24 protein-coding genes and 1 tRNA gene are annotated in these 17,757 nt (G+C 72.8%); 15 read left to right on the plus strand and 10 right to left on the minus strand.

Annotated elements, in window-relative coordinates; all coding sequences use genetic code 11:
* Position 1: 1 nt before the first annotated feature.
* On the minus strand, positions 2-715 hold the full coding sequence (lipB, locus tag ACLBXP_RS17070; RefSeq protein WP_447668948.1) for a lipoyl(octanoyl) transferase LipB: 714 nt from the start codon (positions 713-715) through the stop codon (positions 2-4).
* A gap of 58 nt (positions 716-773) precedes the next feature.
* Between lipB and ACLBXP_RS17075 the strand changes: the two genes are divergently transcribed.
* The 5 genes from ACLBXP_RS17075 (at position 774) to ACLBXP_RS17095 (ending at position 3,370) form a co-directional block, all read left to right on the plus strand.
* Positions 774-1,079: a FliM/FliN family flagellar motor switch protein gene (locus ACLBXP_RS17075; RefSeq protein ID WP_447668949.1), complete on the plus strand. Its 306-nt coding sequence runs from the start codon at positions 774-776 to the stop codon at positions 1,077-1,079.
* 120 nt (positions 1,080-1,199) lie between these two features.
* Positions 1,200-1,284, plus strand: a tRNA-Leu gene (locus ACLBXP_RS17080).
* Between the two features lie 210 nt (positions 1,285-1,494).
* A complete protein-coding gene (locus ACLBXP_RS17085) occupies positions 1,495-1,854 on the plus strand; it encodes a hypothetical protein (RefSeq protein ID WP_447668950.1) in 360 nt (119 codons plus the stop codon).
* A 188-nt stretch (positions 1,855-2,042) separates the two neighbouring features.
* Entirely contained in the window at positions 2,043-2,900 is an 858-nt protein-coding gene (locus ACLBXP_RS17090; RefSeq protein ID WP_447668951.1) for a manganese catalase family protein, read from the plus strand.
* A 200-nt stretch (positions 2,901-3,100) separates the two neighbouring features.
* Positions 3,101-3,370, plus strand: coding sequence for a metal-sensitive transcriptional regulator (locus tag ACLBXP_RS17095; RefSeq protein ID WP_447669094.1), 270 nt, complete (start codon positions 3,101-3,103; stop codon positions 3,368-3,370).
* 105 nt (positions 3,371-3,475) lie between these two features.
* Here the strand turns inward: ACLBXP_RS17095 and ACLBXP_RS17100 are convergent, their stop codons facing one another.
* From ACLBXP_RS17100 to ACLBXP_RS17120, 5 genes are all read right to left on the minus strand, one after another.
* Complete coding sequence (locus ACLBXP_RS17100) at positions 3,476-3,868, minus strand: exopolysaccharide production protein YjbE (protein WP_447668952.1); 393 nt, start codon at positions 3,866-3,868, stop codon at positions 3,476-3,478.
* A gap of 133 nt (positions 3,869-4,001) precedes the next feature.
* The gene (locus tag ACLBXP_RS17105) at positions 4,002-4,319 is read right to left on the minus strand and encodes a hypothetical protein (RefSeq protein WP_447668953.1); all 318 of its coding nucleotides are present in this window, start codon (positions 4,317-4,319) and stop codon (positions 4,002-4,004) included.
* Positions 4,320-4,519: 200 nt separating this feature from the next.
* Positions 4,520-4,765 (minus strand): hypothetical protein, encoded by a 246-nt coding sequence (locus ACLBXP_RS17110; RefSeq protein WP_447668954.1) that lies wholly within the window; start codon positions 4,763-4,765, stop codon positions 4,520-4,522.
* Positions 4,758-5,363, minus strand: a complete 606-nt coding sequence (locus tag ACLBXP_RS17115) for a cysteine hydrolase family protein (RefSeq protein ID WP_447668955.1) — start codon at positions 5,361-5,363, stop codon at positions 4,758-4,760. The genes ACLBXP_RS17110 and ACLBXP_RS17115 overlap by 8 nt, the downstream gene beginning before the upstream one ends.
* Positions 5,360-6,598, minus strand: coding sequence for a GNAT family N-acetyltransferase (locus tag ACLBXP_RS17120; RefSeq protein ID WP_447668956.1), 1,239 nt, complete (start codon positions 6,596-6,598; stop codon positions 5,360-5,362). The genes ACLBXP_RS17115 and ACLBXP_RS17120 overlap by 4 nt, the downstream gene beginning before the upstream one ends.
* 106 nt (positions 6,599-6,704) lie before the next feature.
* On the opposite strand from ACLBXP_RS17120, the gene ACLBXP_RS17125 reads away from it, so the two are divergent.
* The 9 genes from ACLBXP_RS17125 to ACLBXP_RS17165 all read left to right on the plus strand — a co-directional run bounded on the left by ACLBXP_RS17125 (position 6,705) and on the right by ACLBXP_RS17165 (position 14,824).
* Positions 6,705-7,709 (plus strand): LysR family transcriptional regulator, encoded by a 1,005-nt coding sequence (locus ACLBXP_RS17125; RefSeq protein ID WP_447669095.1) that lies wholly within the window; start codon positions 6,705-6,707, stop codon positions 7,707-7,709.
* A gap of 115 nt (positions 7,710-7,824) precedes the next feature.
* Positions 7,825-8,070: a hypothetical protein gene (locus tag ACLBXP_RS17130; RefSeq protein WP_447668957.1), complete on the plus strand. Its 246-nt coding sequence runs from the start codon at positions 7,825-7,827 to the stop codon at positions 8,068-8,070.
* Positions 8,071-8,141: 71 nt separating this feature from the next.
* The gene (locus ACLBXP_RS17135; RefSeq protein WP_447668958.1) at positions 8,142-8,984 is read left to right on the plus strand and encodes a GNAT family N-acetyltransferase; all 843 of its coding nucleotides are present in this window, start codon (positions 8,142-8,144) and stop codon (positions 8,982-8,984) included.
* A 139-nt stretch (positions 8,985-9,123) separates the two neighbouring features.
* Positions 9,124-10,719, plus strand: a complete 1,596-nt coding sequence (locus ACLBXP_RS17140) for an ABC transporter substrate-binding protein (RefSeq protein WP_447669096.1) — start codon at positions 9,124-9,126, stop codon at positions 10,717-10,719.
* A 7-nt stretch (positions 10,720-10,726) separates the two neighbouring features.
* On the plus strand, positions 10,727-11,704 hold the full coding sequence (locus tag ACLBXP_RS17145) for an ABC transporter permease (protein ID WP_447668959.1): 978 nt from the start codon (positions 10,727-10,729) through the stop codon (positions 11,702-11,704).
* Positions 11,701-12,642, plus strand: a complete 942-nt coding sequence (locus tag ACLBXP_RS17150; protein ID WP_447668960.1) for an ABC transporter permease — start codon at positions 11,701-11,703, stop codon at positions 12,640-12,642. Before ACLBXP_RS17145 ends, ACLBXP_RS17150 begins: the two co-directional genes overlap by 4 nt.
* The gene (locus tag ACLBXP_RS17155; RefSeq protein ID WP_447668961.1) at positions 12,639-13,622 is read left to right on the plus strand and encodes an ABC transporter ATP-binding protein; all 984 of its coding nucleotides are present in this window, start codon (positions 12,639-12,641) and stop codon (positions 13,620-13,622) included. The genes ACLBXP_RS17150 and ACLBXP_RS17155 overlap by 4 nt, the downstream gene beginning before the upstream one ends.
* On the plus strand, positions 13,619-14,617 hold the full coding sequence (locus tag ACLBXP_RS17160; protein ID WP_447668962.1) for an ABC transporter ATP-binding protein: 999 nt from the start codon (positions 13,619-13,621) through the stop codon (positions 14,615-14,617). The genes ACLBXP_RS17155 and ACLBXP_RS17160 overlap by 4 nt, the downstream gene beginning before the upstream one ends.
* Positions 14,618-14,698: 81 nt before the next feature.
* Positions 14,699-14,824, plus strand: coding sequence for a hypothetical protein (locus ACLBXP_RS17165; protein WP_447668963.1), 126 nt, complete (start codon positions 14,699-14,701; stop codon positions 14,822-14,824).
* A gap of 290 nt (positions 14,825-15,114) precedes the next feature.
* On the opposite strand, the gene ACLBXP_RS17170 is transcribed toward ACLBXP_RS17165, so the two are convergent.
* From ACLBXP_RS17170 to ACLBXP_RS17180, 3 genes are all read right to left on the minus strand, one after another.
* A complete protein-coding gene (locus tag ACLBXP_RS17170; RefSeq protein ID WP_447669097.1) occupies positions 15,115-15,747 on the minus strand; it encodes a M20/M25/M40 family metallo-hydrolase in 633 nt (210 codons plus the stop codon).
* A gap of 18 nt (positions 15,748-15,765) precedes the next feature.
* Positions 15,766-16,383, minus strand: coding sequence for a M20/M25/M40 family metallo-hydrolase (locus ACLBXP_RS17175; protein ID WP_447668964.1), 618 nt, complete (start codon positions 16,381-16,383; stop codon positions 15,766-15,768).
* 87 nt (positions 16,384-16,470) lie between these two features.
* On the minus strand, positions 16,471-16,674 hold the full coding sequence (locus tag ACLBXP_RS17180; protein WP_447668965.1) for a hypothetical protein: 204 nt from the start codon (positions 16,672-16,674) through the stop codon (positions 16,471-16,473).
* 150 nt (positions 16,675-16,824) lie between these two features.
* Here ACLBXP_RS17180 and ACLBXP_RS17185 point away from each other — a divergent pair, with 150 nt between their 5' ends.
* Positions 16,825-17,001 carry a hypothetical protein gene (locus tag ACLBXP_RS17185; protein ID WP_447668966.1) on the plus strand — a complete coding sequence of 59 codons (177 nt, stop codon included), beginning with the start codon at positions 16,825-16,827 and terminating at the stop codon, positions 16,999-17,001.
* A gap of 13 nt (positions 17,002-17,014) precedes the next feature.
* On the opposite strand, the gene ACLBXP_RS17190 is transcribed toward ACLBXP_RS17185, so the two are convergent.
* On the minus strand, positions 17,015-17,674 hold the full coding sequence (locus ACLBXP_RS17190; RefSeq protein WP_447668967.1) for a peroxidase-related enzyme: 660 nt from the start codon (positions 17,672-17,674) through the stop codon (positions 17,015-17,017).
* Between the last annotated feature and the right edge of the window lie 83 nt (positions 17,675-17,757).

Raw genomic sequence — 17,757 nt, forward strand, 5'->3', positions numbered from 1 at the left:
CTCAGGCCGGCTCCGGAGCGGTCTCGCCGAAGATCGGCTCGAAGGCCGCGCGCAGCTGCATGTCGGCCTCCGCGAGGCTGACGATCCGGCCGAGGTCGAGGAGGCTCGTGACCCCGTGGTCCGTGACCCCGCAGGGCACGATGCCGGAGAAGTGCGAGAGGTCCGGCTCCACGTTGAGGCTGATGCCGTGGAAGCTCACCCAGCGCCGCACCCGGATGCCGATCGCCGCGATCTTGTCCTCGACGCCCGGGCCCTTCTCGGGCCGGCGCACCCAGACGCCGACCCGGTCCTCCCGCCGCTCGCCCCGCACGTTGAAGGCGGCGAGCGTCGCGATCAGCCAGTCCTCCAGCGCCGCCACGTAGGCGCGCAGGTCCGTCCGGCGGCGGGCGAGGTCGAGCATCACGTAGGCCACCCGCTGGCCGGGGCCGTGATAGGTGAACTGGCCGCCCCGGCCGGTGCGGTGGACGGGGAAGCGGTCCGGCGCGACGAGGTCCGCGTCCCGCGCCGAGGTGCCGGCCGTGTAGAGGGGCGGGTGCTCCACGAGCCAGACGCACTCGGGCGCGGAGCCCGCCGCGATGGCGGCCGCGCGCGCCTCCATGAAGGCCACCGCCTCCCCGTAGGCCGTCAGCCCCTCGGCCACCCGCCAGGCCACCGGACCGGCGCCGGGGCGCGGCAGGAAGGCGCCCGGGGCGGCATCGCGGGTCTCGTTTACCAAGGCTTCACCCTAATGCGTGGAAGGTTCGGACGATGCGGATGTGTGGGGCGTGCGGCGCGTGGCGGTTCTCGAAGACCTCAAGGTCGACCTGACGGTGGTGCTCGGCCGCAGCCGGATGCCGCTGCACATGCTGCTGCGCATGGGCCGCGGCGCGGTGATCGAGCTCGAATCCACCGAGACCGATATGGTCGAGATCCTCGCCAACGACCACCCGATCGCCCGCGGGCAGATCGTGGTGACGGGCAACCGCATCTCCATCGAGATCACGGAGCTAATCCGCAAGGCCGAGGTCGCGCGCGGCGCCGGCATCACCATCGGCGACGGCGCGGTGCCGCTCCTCGACCCCGCCTTCGAGGGCGCCTGAATCGCCACGACGGCGCTTGTCGGGGCGGATTCGATCTGTTATCCGCTGCGCCGCTCCCCGAGGAAACGCCGCGCTGCGGCGGACCCCGCGGAGCTCTCCGGACCCTACCCGGGTCCCGATGCGGCCATGGCGGAATTGGTAGACGCGCTAGCTTGAGGTGCTAGTCCCGCGAGGGGTGGAGGTTCGAGTCCTCTTGGCCGCACCAACTTGTTTTCGTTGGTGTTTTCCCTCGGAAGACGACCGGAAGCCGGCGCCTGCGCCGCCCGGACCCTGCAAATATCCCTGCCCAAATATCCCCGCCGATGCCGACCTGAGACGAGCGACGGCCGTCGCGTCCCCGGCGCACGCCCTTCACGCCTGGTTAACCATACGGGGCTACGCGGGCTCGTAGGGTAGCGGGGACACGGCACGGGCGATGGCGGATCGGGCAGTCTCAGGTGGACGGGGGCCGCAGCTCGCCCCCTGGATCGCGGCCGTCGTCCAGCCCTGGGTCGGTGCGGTCGCAACGGCAAGCCGCGACAACACCGCCCTGGCGCTCGTCGAGGCGATGCGCGCGGCGCGGGTGCTGCGCCAGCGGGTCGTGCTCACGCCGGCCCTGCATCGCGCCGTGCTGGATGCCTCGACGGCGACCGACGACCTGGTGCGCGGCCTCGCGAGCGACCGGGCGGATGCGGGTGCTCTGCGCTCCGCGGCGCTGGGCGGCCTCGCGGTCCTGATCACCCTCCTGCGGACGGCGCAGGTCGCGGATGCTGGCGAATTCCGGCAGGCCTGCTGAGCCGAAGGGCGCAACCCCGATGATCGTCGGCGCGGCGATGGGCCGGAGGCCCGAAAGCATCCGCGCGCTTTGAACAATCCGGGCGTCGTCCGGTTGGCCCAGGGCGGTCCGACATACTCGGGGGGAGTATCCCGGGCCGCGTGCGCCGCGCCATTCCGGCGGGGCGCCGAGCCGCAGGAGCCAGCCCGATGTACTACTTCGACAAGCGCCTCCAGTATCCCGTGAAGGTCGAGACCCCCGATCCGCTGTTCGCGCGGATGCTCCAGCAGGCCATCGGCGGCGTGGAGGGCGAGATCCGCGTCTGCATGCAGTACTTCTTCCAGGCCTGGGGCGCGCGCGGGCCGACCACGAAGTACCGCGACATGCTCCTCCACACCGCGACCGAGGAGATCGGCCACATCGAGATGCTCGCCACCGCGGTGGCGCTCAACCTCGACAAGGCGCCGAGCTCGCTCCAGGAGCAGGGCGCCGCGGACGCGGTGGTGGGCGCCGTGATGGGCGGCGAGAAGCCCCGCCACGTCGTCGAGGGCATGCTGCACCGGCACATCCTCTCGACCGGCATGGCCGCCTTCCCGGCCAATTGCGAGGGCGTGCCCTTCGACATGTCCCACATCTACGCGAGCGGGAACCTCGCGGCGGACATGTACTGCAACGTGGCCGCCGAGAGCACCGGCCGCGTCCTGGCCGTCCGCCTCTACAACGCCGCCGCCGACGCCGGCATGAAGGACATGCTGCACTTCATGATCGCCCGCGACACCATGCACCAGCAGCAGTGGCTCGCGGTGATCGAGGAGATGGGCGGCCACGAGGGCACGCTGCCGATCCCCAACTCCTTCCCGCAGGAGATGGAGGACCAGCGCAACAACTACAACTTCTACGCCACGTCCCACGATGGCTCGCCCCCGCCCCAGGGCCGCTGGACGAGCGGTCCCTCGATCGACGGCAAGGGCACCTTCAGCGTGTTCCAGAACAAGCCGATGGGCGAGGAGCCGGTGCTCGGCCCGGCGCGGCCCGACAGCGGCGCCGAGATCCAGCAGATCAAGTGAGGCGCCGGCCCTGAGGGATCCCGGGCCCAGTGGCGGGCCCGGGGCCCCGCACGGCACCTGTGCTACCAAGTCCGCACGGGGCGGCGACGCGGTGGGACGGGGGGTGGGACGTGAACGGACGGCGGGGGGACGGCGAGGTCACGGGCGCGATCGCGGACGGGCGGGTGCAGCTCCGGCGGAGCGCGGCCGCCAAGGAGCCGCTGATCCAGCGGCTGAACCGGATCGAGGGTCAGGTCCGGGGCCTGCGGGGGATGATCGAGGCGGATCGCTACTGCCTCGACGAGGTTCAGCAGATCAACGCGATCACGGCGGCCCTGCGCGAGGTGGCGCTCGCGATCATCGCCGAGCACGTCACCGCCGGCGTCCGGCTCGCCGCAACGGCGGAGCCCGCCGCGGCGGACGCCGCCGAGGATCTCGCCATCGCGGACGTGCTCAGTGTGCTGCGGGCCGCAATGCGCATCGGCGCGTGAGACCGGGGCGCCGCACGCGCGGGTCCGAACGACAGAGGGCCCGCCGCGGCGATGTGCCGGGCGGGCCCCTGTGCGGATGTGGCGTGGAAGTGGCCTGACGGCCGATCAGCAGTTGTCGTCCTTGCCGACGCCCTGGTTGGGCGTGGCGTTGTTCATGGCGCCGACCGTGCCGGGCGAAGCGGGCTGCTGGCCGCCGGCGAGGTTCTTGCTCGCCGGATCGGTGCCGTTCGCACCGGTCTTCTGGTCGCTCGAACCCGTCTGGGCGGCCATCTGGTTGGCACCCGCGTTGTTCATGGCGCCGACCGTGCCGGGCGAAGCGGGCTGCTGGCCACCGGCGAGGTTCTTGCTCGACTGGTCGACGTCCGAGCTCTTCTGGTTCGTGGCCTGATCGTTCGGGCTCTTGTCCTTCGTCGAGCCGGTGCTGCAGGGGGCGGCGAGCGCCGAGCCGGCGGTGAGGGCGACGATCGCGACAGCACTGATGAGGGCAGAAGCCTTCATTGCGTTTTCCTCCGATGATTAACATCCAGCAAATCGAGAAGGCTTGCCGATTGTTCCCACCGGTCTCCTGCCGTTGGCCTGCATCGGGCCGTTGTTCCGGGCAACAGGGCCCTGTTTCGCAGTCGTGTCCGGCTCAATCGCCGGAGGGGGGCGTCTCGGGGGGGGCTTTGGGAGGCGTCTCGGCAGGTGTCTCGACAGGTGTCTCGGCAGGTGTCTCGGGAGGCGTCTCGGGAGGTGCCTTGGCGAGGGACCGCACGAAGGCGAGGCACCGGGCGCGATCCTCCGGATCGTCCATAGCCAGGAACAGGCGCAGGAGCTCGACGTGCTGCAGGGCGTCGGCTTCCGCTTGGCCCGCCGCCTCCGGCCGGCCGGCGGCGGGATCCTCCGCGTAGAAGAACGAGACCGGCACGCCGATCATCTCGGAGATCTGGCCGAGCTGCCTCTCGGTCACGCCGCGTTCGCCCGCCTCGTCCGCGTCGTGCGGCGGATCCCGGTCTCGGTGATCTCTCTGCAAGCGAGCGGCTCGCTGTTGCTCTGCGCCTGGGCCGGCGGGGCCGGCTCGGTGGACCGTCGTCCGTCCCCTATACAGGATGACGACGGTCCAGGGCAGGACGCCCGATCACGGGTTCGTGAGGCTCCGGAGGCGTCGTGTCAGGCCCGCTCCGGCCCCGACCGCCGCCGGCCCCCGGTCCGGCCCTCGCCCGGGCTCGGGGCGAGCGAGCGCGCCAGCACGAAGCCCGCCGCCAGCATCGTCGCCTCGGCGAGCTTCGTCAGCTCCGGGTCACCCAGCTCCCGGGCCGCCGTCAGCAGGCCGATGGCGTGGTGGCCGAGGCGGTGGATGGCCGGGCTGTCCGGCCGGATGCCGCGCGGCGCGTCGTCGTGATCCCGGTCAGCCACGCATCGCCTCCCGGTTGCGGGACGAGAAGCTCGCGATCCAGTCCGACGTCTCCATCACCTCGCCGAAGGCGCCGAGGATCGCGCTCGCGGCGCGATGCAGCGTCGTCCCGTCGAGGCCGGCGAGGGCGTGGCTCGCCGAGGCGTCGTCGAGGAAGATCAGGCGCTGCCCGCGGTGGAACGCCTCGACCGCGGTGGCGAGGCAGGCGGCCTCGCCGGCGAAGCCCGCGATCACCAGGGGCGCGTTGCTGCGCTCCATCACGTCGGCGAAGGCGGGGCTCGCGTAGGCCGAGGGCCGGTCGCGGTCGAAGATCATGTCGCAGCCGTGGGGCTGGAAGCCCTCGATCCAGCGGGCGAAGCGGGTGCCCGGATGGAAGAAGGGCGAGCGCCCGACCCAGCGCGTCCAGGCCACCGGCAGGCCGCAGCTGCGGGCATGCGCCAGCGCCGCCCGGCAGCGGTCCAGCGCCGGCTCGATCCCGGGCAGCGGCAGGCGCCCGTCGGCGAGGTATTCCTGCTGCATGTCGATGAGCACGAGGACCGGCATGCTGCCGGGGTCCCGGTAGGCGGCCGGGTTGAATGCCGTATTGGACGTCGCGGTCATCGCGCCGCCCCGTCGACCGAGGGGCGCGTGACGGGGCGCGCGCCCGAGCGGTCGAGCACGCCCGCATGGTGCCAGCGGCCCTCGGGCCGGATGATCACGTAGGGGTCTGCGCCCAGGGTGATCGCCTCCGGGTGGGGCTCGGCCTCCAGCAGCATCTCGACGTAGTCGAAATCCGAGAACACCAGCTCCTGCGCGCCCTCGAAGACCCGGAAGCCGAAGCGGCGCCAGAACGGGACGAGGCGCTTCTGGGCATGCCCGTAGATGCGCCGGTACCCCTTGACGCGGGCGAGCTCGATGCCAGCCCGCACCAGGGCGAAGGACAGGCGCGTGCTCCGGTACTCCGCCCGCACGGCCAGCCGCTCGATCTTGGCGAAGCCCGCGAAGAAGCGGATCCGCAGGCAGCCGGCGGGCTCGTCGCCGACGTAGCCCATGAGGTGCGTCGCCGCGAGGTCGTTGCCGTCGAACTCCTCGTCGTAGGGGCAGGCCTGCTCCGCCATGTAGACGGCGCTGCGCACGCTGATCACCCGGGCGAGGTCCTCGAGGGTGCGGGCCACCGCCACGCTGAGCCCGGCCTCCCCGGTCCGGTAGCTGTCGTAGGGCGGGCGCGCCTCGGGCGCGGCCCCGCGCCGGAACATGTGCAGGTGCTCCGCCTGCAGCCCCTCCCAGGCGGCGCCCTTCTCGAAGCCGATGCTCTCCAGGTAGTCGGCGCCCTCCGGCGTCGCGGCCCGCGCGAACAGGTCGACGTCCCGGCACAGCGGCGTCGAGATGCGCTGGAGCATCAGCGCCACGGCGGCCGAGAGGCGGCGGCGGGCGTGGATCACCCAGAGGTAGATGCCGGCCGGCCGCTCGTGCTGGCGGGTGATCAGGGCGGGGTCGGGATCGGCCGGGTCGAAGGTGCCGGCGAGCAGGCTGCGCACGCCGGCCTCCGTCAGCGGCAGCACCGCGGTGAGCCCCTCGCCGCGGGGCGCCCCGGCATCGAAGGCGTCGCGGCGGGCGATGGCCGCGACGGTGTCCGGGTTGATGGTCATGACCCGGCGCACCACGTCGGCGCCCGCGATGCCGGGCAGGTCGCCGCGGGCGGCCTCGATCAGGCGCTCCAGGTCGTCGGGCGTCGGCGTGAACAGGACGAGGTGCCGCGCGAGGCGGGCGGCATCGAGGTCGATGATGTCGTGGCGTGCAGCCTTGATCGCGGGGGTAAAACCCTCTCTGTGCAATCGAGCCGTGTGCATCGTCATCGAATGACCTCGCCGCAACTGATGAATCGATGGCGAACGATTCACATAGCCAGGCCGCCCTTGTCTGTGCAAAAACCCGGACAGGGGATGTCCGCCGTTGGAACGCATGGAAGCCACCACCCGTCCGCGGATGCCCGACTGGCAGGGGCTCTGGCTGTTCCTGGAGCTGCAGCGCGCCGGCAGCTTCCGCGCCGGGGCCGAGCGCCTCGGCCTCTCGATCAACACCCTGCGCCGCCGGATCGACGACCTGGAGCGCGAGCTCGCCGTGCCCCTGGTCACCCGGCACGTCGACGGCATCCGGCTGACCCCCGAGGGCTCGGAGATCCTCGACGCCGCGCAGCGGATGGAGGCCGCCGCCTTCGGGGTGATGCGGGCCCGCGACGCCGCCGCGAGCGCGGTCGCGGGCGAGGTGCGCATCGCGGTCACCGAGGGGCTCGGCACCTTCTGGCTGACCCCGCGGCTCATCGAGTTCCAGCGGGCCAACCCGCGGCTCGTGGTCGACCTGCGCTGCACCATGGACCCGGCCGACGTGGGCCGCCTCGAGGCCGACGTGGCGGTGCAGCTCGTGCGGCCCGAGAACCCGGACCTCAAGGTGGTCAAGCTCGGGCGCCTGCACCTCATGCCCTTCGCGGCCCAGGGCTACCTCGACCTCTACGGGGTGCCGAGCGGCGTGCAGGACGCCTTCCGGCACCGCGTCGTGCTGCAGGTCGCGAACCAGACGCTCACCCTCGATCAGTACGAGCGGATGACGCCGGGCATGCCGCAGGCGGGCTACGTGGCCCTGCGCACCAACGTCAGCAGCGCCCATTACTGGGCGGTGGCGAAAGGAGCCGGGATCGGCTGGCTGCCGACCTACGCGCACGCCATCGGCGCCCGGGTCGTGCCCCTCGACGGCATCGCCGAGTTCGGCCTCGACATCTGGCTCACCTATCACCCGGATGCCGAGCGGGTGGAGCGGGTGCGCCGGGTCATCGACTGGCTGCGCGCCGCCTTCGACCCGGCCCGCTTCCCCTGGTTCCGGGACGCGTTCGTGCATCCCCGGGACCTTCCCCCGGCCCTGCGCGGCGAGCCGCTCGTCAACCTGTTCGAGGGCTTCACGGCCGGCGCCTGAGCGCGGCCCGATGTGTTCCGCAGCACTGCGGCGGCCCCGCCCCCGCGCCATTGTCCATCCCGAAGACGAGCCGCCTCCCGGACCCCAGGAGGGACCCGCCGTACGGGAGAGTGCCATGCACCGGACCTTCGATCGGACCTTCGCCGCCGCAACCTTCGCCCTCGTGCTCGGCCTGCCGCTCGCGGCCTCGGCCGAGGGCGAGGGCCGCCAGCCCGCGGGCGGCGCCTTCATGAGCTCCTACGGGCCCGCGCCGGTCCAGACCTTCGCGCTGCAGGCGGGTCCGGAGCGCACCGGCTCCCTCGCGGTGCCGGCCGCCGGCCCGCGCTGGGCGACCGCGCGACCCCATCGCGCCCGGCGCTGAACCGGGCGCCGCCACGCCGGGCCCGGTTCCGGCGTTGACCCCGGACGCACCGCGGACGCAGGGTGGACGGCATGATGGACAGCCCGGCGATCCGGACGATGGCGCCGGACGATCTGGAGCGCGCCCTCGACTGGGCCGCCGCCGAGGGCTGGAACCCGGGCCTCGGCGATGCCGCCTGCTACCGGGCCGCCGACCCGGCGGGCTTCCTGGTGATCGGGGACGCGAACGGGGCGGCGGGCTCGATCTCCGTGGTGCGCTACGGGGCGGCCTACGGCTTCCTCGGCCTCTACATCGTGCGGCCCGAGCACCGCGGCCGCGGCCTCGGGATGCGCCTCTGGGAGGCCGGCCTCGCCCACCTCGCCGGCCGCACCGTGGGGCTCGACGGCGTGGTCGCCCGCCAGGCCGACTACGCCCGCGCCGGCTTCGCGACGCGCCACCGCAACATCCGCTACGGCGGGCACCCGCGCCTGCCCGGCCGTCCCGACCCCCGCGTCGGCCCCGTCGCGCCCGCGCTCCTGCCCGCCCTCCTCGCCTACGACGGCGCCCGCTTCGGGGCCGAGCGGGAGCGCTTCCTGCGCTGCTGGCTCGCCGGTCCGGAGCGCACCGCGCGCGTCGCCCTCGTCGACGGGGACATCGCCGGCTACGGCGTTCGTCGCGCCTGCCGGGCGGGCCACAAGGTCGGCCCCCTCTTCGCCCGGGACGCGGAGGTCGCGCTGGCGCTCCTCGGCAGCCTCCTGCGCGACGCGCCCGGCCCCGTGATGCTCGACGTCCCCGAGCCGAACCGCGCCGCGACGGACCTCGCCGAGGCCTGCGGCCTCGCGCCCGTGTTCGAGACCGCGCGGATGTACCGCGGGACCCCGCCCGACCTCCCGCTCGCGCAGATCTTCGGGATCACGACCCTCGAGCTCGGCTGACCCCTCGCCCGGCGGCTGCACACAGTTCGCGGCCGTTGCGCACAGGGCCGTCCCCCTGGCACAACTTCCGCATCCTGAATTCGCGCCGCCTGGCGCGGGTGACGATCCTCCTCCGGCCTCGGGACGATGCGTGGACATGATGCAGAAGCGGTTGGGTACGACATTGGGGCTGGCCCTCGCCCTCGGGCTTCTCTCCGCCTCCGGGGCCCGGGCCGAGAACGTCTTCCGCTTCGCCTTCCAGGGCGACATCAAGTCCCTCGACCCCTACTCCCTCAAGGAAAGCTTCACGATCGGGATGCACGGGGCGGCCTACGAGTCCCTCGTCACCCGCGACAAGAGCCTGAACTACGCCCCCCAGCTCGCGGAATCCTGGGAGACGCCGGAGCCCACCCGCTGGCGCTTCCACCTGCGCCGGGGCGTCAAGTTCCATGACGGGTCGCCCTTCACCGCCGACGACGTGATCTTCTCCGCCGAGCGCGTGCGCGCCTCGGGCTCGAACTTCCAGACCAACGTTCCGGCCGACGCCACCTTCGTGAAGGTCGACGACCACACCGTCGACATGGTGCTCAAGACCCCGAACCCCATCGCCATCGCCCAGTTCTCGACCTGGTACATCATGTCGAAGGCCTGGGCGGAGAAGAACGGCGCCACCGCCCCCTCCCCCGCGAGCGCCGCCGCGCCGAGCTACGCCGCGCTCCATGAGAACGGCACCGGCCCCTTCGTGATCACCGAGCACCAGCCCGGCGTGCGCACGGTGTTCCGGAAGTTCCTGGGCTACTGGGGCACGGTCGAGTCGAACCTCGACGAGGCGGTCTTCACGACGATCGGCAACGCGGCGACGCGCGTGGCGGCGCTCCTGTCGGGCGAGGTCGACTGGATCGATCCCGTGCCCCTGCAGGACCAGCCCCGCGTCGAGGCGAGTGGCACCGCCGCGGTGATGGCGGGGCCGGAATTGCGCACCGTGTTCCTCGGCCTCGACCAGTGGCGGGACGCGCTCAAGGACGCGAGCGTCAAGGACAGGAACCCCTTCAAGGACGCCCGCGTCCGCGAGGCCTTCTACCTCGCCATCGACGAGGACACGATCGCCAAGCGCGTGATGCGCGGGCAGGCGACGCCCTCCGCGCTCCTCATCGCGCCCTCGCTCTACGCCCGTTCGGGCGAGTTCAAGCGCCCCGCCTACGACCCGAAGCGGGCCAAGGCCCTCCTCGCCGAGGCCGGCTACCCGGACGGCTTCACCCTGACCATGGACTGCCCGAACGACCGCTACGTCAACGACGAGGCGATCTGCCAGGCGGTGGTCTCGATGCTCGCCCGGGTCGGCGTGAAGGTGAACCTCAACGCGCAGCCCAAGGCCAAGTACTTCGCCAAGGTGCTGGCGCCCGCCTACGACACCTCCTTCTACCTCGTCGGCTGGACGCCCTCCTCCCAGGACAGCCACAACATCCTCTACGAGATCGCCGGCTGCCGCGGCGACGGCAAGTCGGGCCGGGGCGGCTGGAACCTCGGCAACTACTGCAACCCGAAGGTCGATGCCCTGGCCGACCGCGTCGAGCAGGAGACCGACCCGAAGGCGCGCGACGCGCAGATCAAGGAGGGGTTCGACGCGATCCAGGCGGATTGGGGCTACATCCCCCTCCACCAGCAGGCGCTGGCCTGGGGCGTCTCCAAGAAGGTCAGCCTCGTCCAGCGGCCGGACAACATGCTGATGCTCTACTGGGTGTCGAAGAAGCCTTGAGGATCCCGTGATCGCCTTCCTGATCCGGCGCCTGATCCAGGCCGTCGTCGTGCTGGCGGTCGTCGGGCTCGTGGCCTTCGCGATGTTCCGGTTCGCGGGCGACCCCGTGAACCAGATCGTCGGCCCGGACACGCCGGTGGCCGAGCGCGCCGAGATCCGCCGCAGCCTCGGCCTCGACGATCCCGTCCTCGTCCAGGTCGCCCGCTACGCCGGCAACGTCCTGCGGGGCGATTTCGGGATCTCCTACCAGTTCCGCCAGCCCGTCTCGGCGCTGCTTGCCGCGCGGATGCCGGCGACGCTGGAACTGGCGTTCTGCGCCACGGTCTTCGCCCTGACGGTCGGCGTGCTGATGGGCGTCGTCAGCGCGCTGCGGCGGGACACCTGGCTCGCCGGGCTGTTCCAGGCGGTCTCCCTCGTCGGCGTCAGCCTGCCGACCTTCCTGATCGGCATCCTGCTGATCTTCCTGTTCTCGGTCACCCTCGGCTGGCTGCCGAGCTACGGCCGCGGCGACACCGTGCGGATCGGCGGCTGGAGCACCGGCTTCCTCACCGCCTCGGGCCTCAAGGCCCTGATCCTGCCCTCCGTCACCCTCGGGCTGTTCCAGATGACCCTGATCATGCGCCTCGTGCGCGCCGAGATGCTGGAGGTGCTGCGCACCGACTACATCCGCTTCGCCCGCGCCCGGGGGCTCAGCACCCGCGCGGTCCATTTCGGGCACGCCCTCAAGAACACGCTGGTGCCGGTCATCACCATCGCGGGGCTGCAGCTCGGCTCGGTCATCGCCTTCTCGATCATCACCGAGACGGTGTTCCAGTGGCCCGGCATGGGCCTGCTGTTCGTGCAGGCGGTGCAGAATGTCGACGTGCCGATCATGGCCGCCTACCTGCTCCTCGTGGCCGCGATCTTCGTCGCCATCAACCTCGCTGTGGACCTCCTCTACACGGCGGTCGACCCGCGCCTGCGCCTCGCGGGGCGCGCCGCGTGAGCGAGCTCGCCTCCGCCGCAGGCCCGCCCTCCGGCCTCGCCCGCCTGCGCGATTCCGACCTCCTCGCGAGCTTCCGCCGCTCGAAGCTCGCCCTCGGCGCGTCCGCCGTCACGGCGCTCCTCGTCGGCCTCGCCGTCGCGGCGCCCTTCGTCTCGCCGCAGAACCCCTACGATCCGGCCCAGCTCGAGCTGATCAACTCCAACCTGCCCCCGCTCTGGTCTGCGGAAGGCCAGGTGCCGTTCCTCCTCGGCACCGACGACCAGGGCCGCGACGTGCTCTCGGCGGTGCTCTACGGCTTGCGCCTGTCGCTCGTCGTCGGCGTGCTCGGCGTGCTGGTCTCAGGCGTCCTCGGCGTGGCCCTCGGGCTCGTGGCGGGCTACGCCGGCGGCTACCTCGACGCGCTGATCATGCGGGTCGCCGACGTGCAGCTCACCTTCCCGGCGATCCTGATCGCCCTCGTGGTCGACGGCGTCGCCAAGGCCGCCTTCGGCGGCGCGCTCGACACCGACGCCACCGTGCTGCTCATCGTGGTCTCGATCGGCCTGTCCTTCTGGGTGCAGTACGCCCGCACGGTGCGCTCCTCGGTGATGGTGGAGCGAGGCAAGGACTACGTGCAGGCCGCCCGCCTGATCGGCCTGTCGGCGCCGGCCATCATGGTCCGCCACATCCTGCCGAACGTCACCGGGCCGGTCTTCGTCATCGCCACCATCAACCTCGCGCTCGCCATCATCACCGAGGCGACGCTGTCGTTCCTCGGCACCGGGCTGCCCGAGACCATGCCCTCGCTCGGCACCCTGATCCGCACCGGCAACCGCTTCCTGTTCTCGGGCGAGTGGTGGATCGTCGCCTTCCCGGGGCTGGCGCTGGCGGGCCTCGTGCTCGCCATCAACCTGCTCGGCGACTGGCTGCGCGACGCGCTGAACCCGAAGCTGCGATGACGGACCCCGTGCTGAGCGTGCGCGACCTGCAGGTCGCCTTCGAGACCCGCCGGGGCCGGCTCACCGCCCTCGACGGCGTCTCCCTCTCGATCGGGCCCGGCGAGATCCTGGGCGTCGTCGGTGAGTCCGGCGCCGGCAAGTCGGTGACCGGGGCGGCGGTGATCGGGCTGATCGACCCGCCCGGCCGCATCGTGGGCGGCGAGGTCCGCCTGGGGGGCGAGCGCATCGACGACCTGCCCCCCGAGCGGATGCGGCGGGTGCGGGGGCGGCGCATCGGCATGATCTTCCAGGACCCGCTCACCGCCCTCGACCCCCTCTACCGGGTCGGCGAGCAGCTCGTGGAGACGATCCGGACCCACACCGACCTGTCGGCGCGGGCGGCCCGCGCCCGCGCCGTGGCGCTCCTCGCCGAGGTCGGGATCCCGGCGCCGGAGCGGCGCATCGACGGCTACCCGCACGAGTTCTCCGGCGGCATGCGCCAGCGCGTGGTGATCGCCCTGGCGCTCGCCGCCGAGCCCGAGCTGATCATCGCCGACGAGCCGACGACCGCCCTCGACGTCTCGGTGCAGGCGCAGGTGATCGCGCTCCTGCGGCGCCTCTGCGGCCAGCACGGCACCGCCGTGATGCTGGTGACCCACGACATGGGGGTGATCGCCGAGGCGGCCGACCGGGTGGCGGTGATGTATGCCGGGCGCGTCATCGAGGTCGGCCCGGTGGCGGCCGTGGTGCGGGAGGCGCGCCACCCCTACACGCGCGGCCTGATGGGGGCGATCCCGACGCTCGGCCAGGATCTCGACCGCCTCGCCCAGATCCCCGGCGCGATGCCGCGGCTCGGCGCGATCCCGTCCGGCTGCGCCTTCCACCCGCGCTGCCCGCAGGCCTTCGGGCGCTGCCGCAGCGAGCGGCCGGAGCCTGTCGCCGACGGCCCGAGCCGGGTGGCCTGCCACCTCTACGACGCGCCGCGCGGGGCGGCCGCGTGAGCGCCACCCCCGCGCCCTACGTCGAGGTCGAGGGCCTGCGCCGGGACTTCGACGTCTCGCGGCCCTGGCTCAACCGCGTGATCGAGCGGGTGCCGCGCCAGACCCTCAGGGCGGTGGACGGGGTCGGCTTCACGATCGGGCGCGGCGAGACCTTCGCGCTCGTGGGGGAATCGGGCTCCGGCAAGTCGACGGTCGCCCGGATGGTGGTCGGCCTCCTGCCGCCCTCGGAGGGCGCCGTGCGCATCGCCGGCGTCTCGATGACCGATCCGCGCGCGGCCGCGGCGCGGCGGCGCCTGCGCGGGCGCATCCAGATGATCTTCCAGGACCCCTACGCCTCGATGAACCCGCGCTGGCGGGTCGGCGCCATCGTGGCCGAACCGGTGCGGGTCCTCGGCCACGCCCGGGGCGAGGCGGCGATCCGCGCCCGCGTCGCCGAGCTCCTCGCCCGCGTCGGGCTGCACCCGGACGATGCCGGCAAGTACCCGCACGCCTTCTCGGGCGGCCAGCGCCAGCGCATCGCCATCGCGCGGGCGCTCGCCGCGGAGGCCGAGTTCCTGGTGGGCGACGAGCCGACCTCGGCCCTCGACGTCTCGGTGCAGGCCCAGATCCTCAACCTGATGCGGGACCTGCAGGACCGCCTCGGGCTGACCTACCTGCTGATCAGCCACAACCTCGCCGTGGTGCGCCACATGGCGGGCCGGATCGGCGTGATGTATCTCGGCCGCTTGGTGGAGGTCGGCGCGCGGGCCGAGATCTTCGCCGCGCCCCGCCACCCCTACACGCGGATGCTCCTCGACGCCGTGCCCGACCTCTCGCAGATCGGCCGCGCCCGGACGCCGGTCTCGGGGGAGATCCCGAACCCGATCGATCCGCCCCCGGGCTGCACCTTCCACCCGCGCTGCCCGCTCGCGAACGACCGCTGCCGCACCGAGGTGCCCGCCCTGATCGCCGGCGTCGCCTGCCACGCGGCGGAGGAGGGGCGGCTTCCCGCCTGAGAGTCCCGCAGGCCGCGGCCGACACACGAGGGCAACACGGGGCACCTAGGACTCGCCGGGTCCATTCCGGGACCGGGCGCCATGACCAGCCACCGCGACACCACCCGCGACACGCCGCACGCGGCGCTCGTCCTCGACATCTCCCTGTCGGTGATCCTGCTGGCGATCTTCGTCACCGCCTTCGCGCTGGTGGCGGCAGGCTACTGAGGCTTCACACGCGGCGGGAACCGACGAGGCAGGCGAGCAAGGCTCCCCCTCCCGCCCCGCCGGTCCCTCCCCTGTAGGCCAGGCCCGGCGCCGGTTCCGTGACGTGGCGCACGTAAGGATCGGCCCAGTGCGTTCGGCCCGCAGCCGGGCGGCCGGCCGCCTCGGAACATCGCCGCGGAGCCCCGGTTGACCTCATGCAGCGGGTGACGACGTCGCCCGCTGCCGCTCTCTGACGGGCGTTTCCTCCCAAGACTCGGGCCGTCCCCCCAGGGCGGTCCTTTTTCTTGGCCTCAGCGGCCCCCCTCCTCCCGAGCCAGCTCCATGACGAGGCGCGTCGCGAGGTAGAGGCGCGGGGTCAGGCTGGCGAGCACCGCGAACTCGTCGGGGCTGTGATAGCGCCCGCCCACCACGCCGAGGGATTCGAGCACCACGGGCTTGCCCGGGCTGCCCGGCTGGAAGGCGTAGCCCGCATCCGTGCCGCCGCCGATCTCGGCGAGCTTCAGGTCGCCGCCGATCTCCCGGTAGATCGCCTGCGCCCGCTCGCCGAGCGCCCGGGTCTGCGGGTTCACGGGCAGTGGCGGGCGGCCCTTCGCCAGCTCGAAGCTCACCTGCGTGTCCGGCACGCGGTGGGTCTCGATGATCCGCCGCGCCTGCGTCAGCACGCGGTCGTACTCGCCGGCCTCGAAGTAGCGCATGTCGCCCTCGGCCCTCGCCTGGTCCGGGATGATGTTCGGCTTGGTGCCGCCCGCGACGACGGTCCAGTGCAGGCTGGTGCCCTTCTCCCGGTCGCCGAGGTCCTCCAACTGGAGGATCTGGTGGGCGAGCTCCGTCACCGCGTTGCGCCCGGCCTCCGGCGCGCCGCCCGCGTGCGCCGCGCGGCCCTTCACGGTGAGGCTCGCGTAGTTGATGCCCTTGGTGGCGATGGTGGCGGCATCGACCGCCTAGTCGGCGAAGCTCGGCTCGAAGGACAGGACCGCGTCCTGCCCGGCCGCGATCCGGCCGATCTCGTCGCGGGAGCCGCGGGAGCCGCGCTCCTCGTCCGGGTTGAACACCACCGTGATGGTGCCGTGCGTCGCATCGAGGGCCTTCAGCGCCGCGAGCGTGTGCAGGATGAGGGCGAGGCCGGCCTTGGCGTCGGCCACGCCCGGCCCGTAGGCCCGTCCGTCGCGCTCCGTGTAGGGGCGCTTGGCGGCGTCGCCCTCCCCGAACACCGTGTCGTAGTGGACGAGGAGCATCAGCTTCCGGGTCCCGCGGCCCTCGATCGTCCCCACCAGCGTGTTGCCCCCGAAGGCGGGGGCGGGCCGCGTCTCGACCCGGGCGCCGAGCGCCTCCAGGCGGCCGCGCAGGATCGCCTCCACCCGCGACAGGCCGGGCACGAAGCCGGTTCCGGTGTCGATGTCGACGAGGTCGGCGAGCGTCGCGCGCAGGGGCGCCTCCTGCGCCTTCACGGCGGCGAGCACCGCGGCATCGAGCTCCGCCCGGGCGGTCAAGGGTGCCAGGGCGAGGGAGGCGGCGAGGATGGAGGCGAAGGCGAGCGGGGGCGCGAGGCGGCGGGGCATGGGGATCGGTCCGGCAGCGGCAAGGAGGGCCGGACCTAAGCAGACTTGCGCGGGCACGCCAACGCCGCGGGCGCCCGCGCCCCGGCATCAGGGCGTGCGGCGCGTCGCCTTGCGCCGCGGCCGCCGCTTCGGCTTGCCGGCCTTGGCCGGGCCGGCCTTCGTCATCGCGGCGAGCGCGGCGCGCTGCTGCCGGCGCATCGCGGCGGAAGCCTGCGCGGTGGCGTGGCCCATCCACCAGCCGGCCGCCCGGTTGGCGCCCGACAGCCACAGGCTGAGCGCTGGGTTGCGCATCGCGATCTCCCGAACCGGGCCTTGCCCGACCGGTATCAACGGCCGGAGCGCCGACGCGTTCACGGGTGGGGCCGCGGGCACCCGGCGGAAACCATTGCGGGCAGTCCGCATTTGTCCCGCAAGGCCGTTCCGGCCCGGGAGATACGTCAGATGAAGAAGCTCGCCACCCTCGGTGCCCTCACGCTCGCCCTCGCGGGCCCCGTCCTGACCGGTGCCGCCTACGCGCAAGGGCGCAGCCCCGGCAGCTCGTCGGCCTCCTCCGGCAATGCCGAGGAGAACAACAAGCCGGCCTCGAACAGCGCGGGCGGCGGCGGCAGCGGCCGCTGACGGCGCACGGGCCTCAGGTTTCGGGCAGGGGCGGCAGGGTCCGCGCCTGCCCGTGGTAGGCGCGGTTCGGCCTCATGTCGACGGCCGAGGCCATGCGGTTGGACATGTTGAAGAAGCTCGCCACCGCGGCGATGTCCCAGATGTCCCGCTCCCCGAAGCCCGCAGCGCGCAGGGCCTCGCGGTCCGCCTCGCCGATCGCGTGGGGCGCCTCGGTCAGCGCGGTTGCGAAATCCAGCATGGCCCGGTGCCGAGGTGTCAGCGCGGCGGCGCGGTAGTTCACCGCCAGCATCTCGCCGAGCACCGGATCGCCCGACAGGGCGCGCACCGCGGCGCCGTGGGCGGTGACGCAGTAGTAGCAGCGGTTGGCGCTCGACACCGCCACGGCGATCATCTCGCGCTCCAGCTTCGACAGGCCGGACGGGGCGAGCATCAGGTCGTTGTAGAAGGCGGCGAAGACCTCGAGCTTGGCGCCGTCGTGGGCGTAGGCCTCGAGCACGTTCGGCACGAAGCCGATCTTCTCGCGGCACTTGTCGAAGTAGGCCGCCATGGCCGGCGGCAGCTCCGCCGCGGGCTCCAGGCCGAGCGCCGTGACGCGGTGGTCGCCGTCCTGGAGCGGCACCGCCGGGTCCCCCGATCCGCCCGCTCCCGGATTCGTCGCCGGATTTCCCGTCATGCACCGTCTCCCGCGTCAGTCGACCGACCTATAGCAGCGCGACGCGACGGGGCGGAACAGGTCCGAATGCGAAGCCGCGACGG

The organism is Methylobacterium sp. A54F, from assembly GCF_053346035.1.

What these genes read in the sequence shown, in the direction of transcription:
- ACLBXP_RS17085 (WP_447668950.1), top strand. Translation starts at nt 1,495, where the DNA reads ATGGCGGATCGGGCAGTCTCAGGTGGACGGGGGCCGCAGCTCGCCCCC.
- ACLBXP_RS17090 (WP_447668951.1), top strand. Translation starts at nt 2,043, where the DNA reads ATGTACTACTTCGACAAGCGCCTCCAGTATCCCGTGAAGGTCGAGACC.
- ACLBXP_RS17100 (WP_447668952.1), bottom strand. Translation starts at nt 3,868, where the DNA reads ATGAAGGCTTCTGCCCTCATCAGTGCTGTCGCGATCGTCGCCCTCACC.
- ACLBXP_RS17115 (WP_447668955.1), bottom strand. Translation starts at nt 5,363, where the DNA reads ATGACCGCGACGTCCAATACGGCATTCAACCCGGCCGCCTACCGGGAC.
- ACLBXP_RS17120 (WP_447668956.1), bottom strand. Translation starts at nt 6,598, where the DNA reads ATGACGATGCACACGGCTCGATTGCACAGAGAGGGTTTTACCCCCGCG.
- ACLBXP_RS17125 (WP_447669095.1), top strand. Translation starts at nt 6,705, where the DNA reads ATGGAAGCCACCACCCGTCCGCGGATGCCCGACTGGCAGGGGCTCTGG.
- ACLBXP_RS17130 (WP_447668957.1), top strand. Translation starts at nt 7,825, where the DNA reads ATGCACCGGACCTTCGATCGGACCTTCGCCGCCGCAACCTTCGCCCTC.
- ACLBXP_RS17135 (WP_447668958.1), top strand. Translation starts at nt 8,142, where the DNA reads ATGATGGACAGCCCGGCGATCCGGACGATGGCGCCGGACGATCTGGAG.
- ACLBXP_RS17140 (WP_447669096.1), top strand. Translation starts at nt 9,124, where the DNA reads ATGCAGAAGCGGTTGGGTACGACATTGGGGCTGGCCCTCGCCCTCGGG.
- ACLBXP_RS17155 (WP_447668961.1), top strand. Translation starts at nt 12,639, where the DNA reads ATGACGGACCCCGTGCTGAGCGTGCGCGACCTGCAGGTCGCCTTCGAG.
- ACLBXP_RS17165 (WP_447668963.1), top strand. Translation starts at nt 14,699, where the DNA reads ATGACCAGCCACCGCGACACCACCCGCGACACGCCGCACGCGGCGCTC.
- ACLBXP_RS17175 (WP_447668964.1), bottom strand. Translation starts at nt 16,383, where the DNA reads ATGCCCCGCCGCCTCGCGCCCCCGCTCGCCTTCGCCTCCATCCTCGCC.
- ACLBXP_RS17180 (WP_447668965.1), bottom strand. Translation starts at nt 16,674, where the DNA reads ATGCGCAACCCAGCGCTCAGCCTGTGGCTGTCGGGCGCCAACCGGGCG.
- ACLBXP_RS17185 (WP_447668966.1), top strand. Translation starts at nt 16,825, where the DNA reads ATGAAGAAGCTCGCCACCCTCGGTGCCCTCACGCTCGCCCTCGCGGGC.
- ACLBXP_RS17190 (WP_447668967.1), bottom strand. Translation starts at nt 17,674, where the DNA reads ATGACGGGAAATCCGGCGACGAATCCGGGAGCGGGCGGATCGGGGGAC.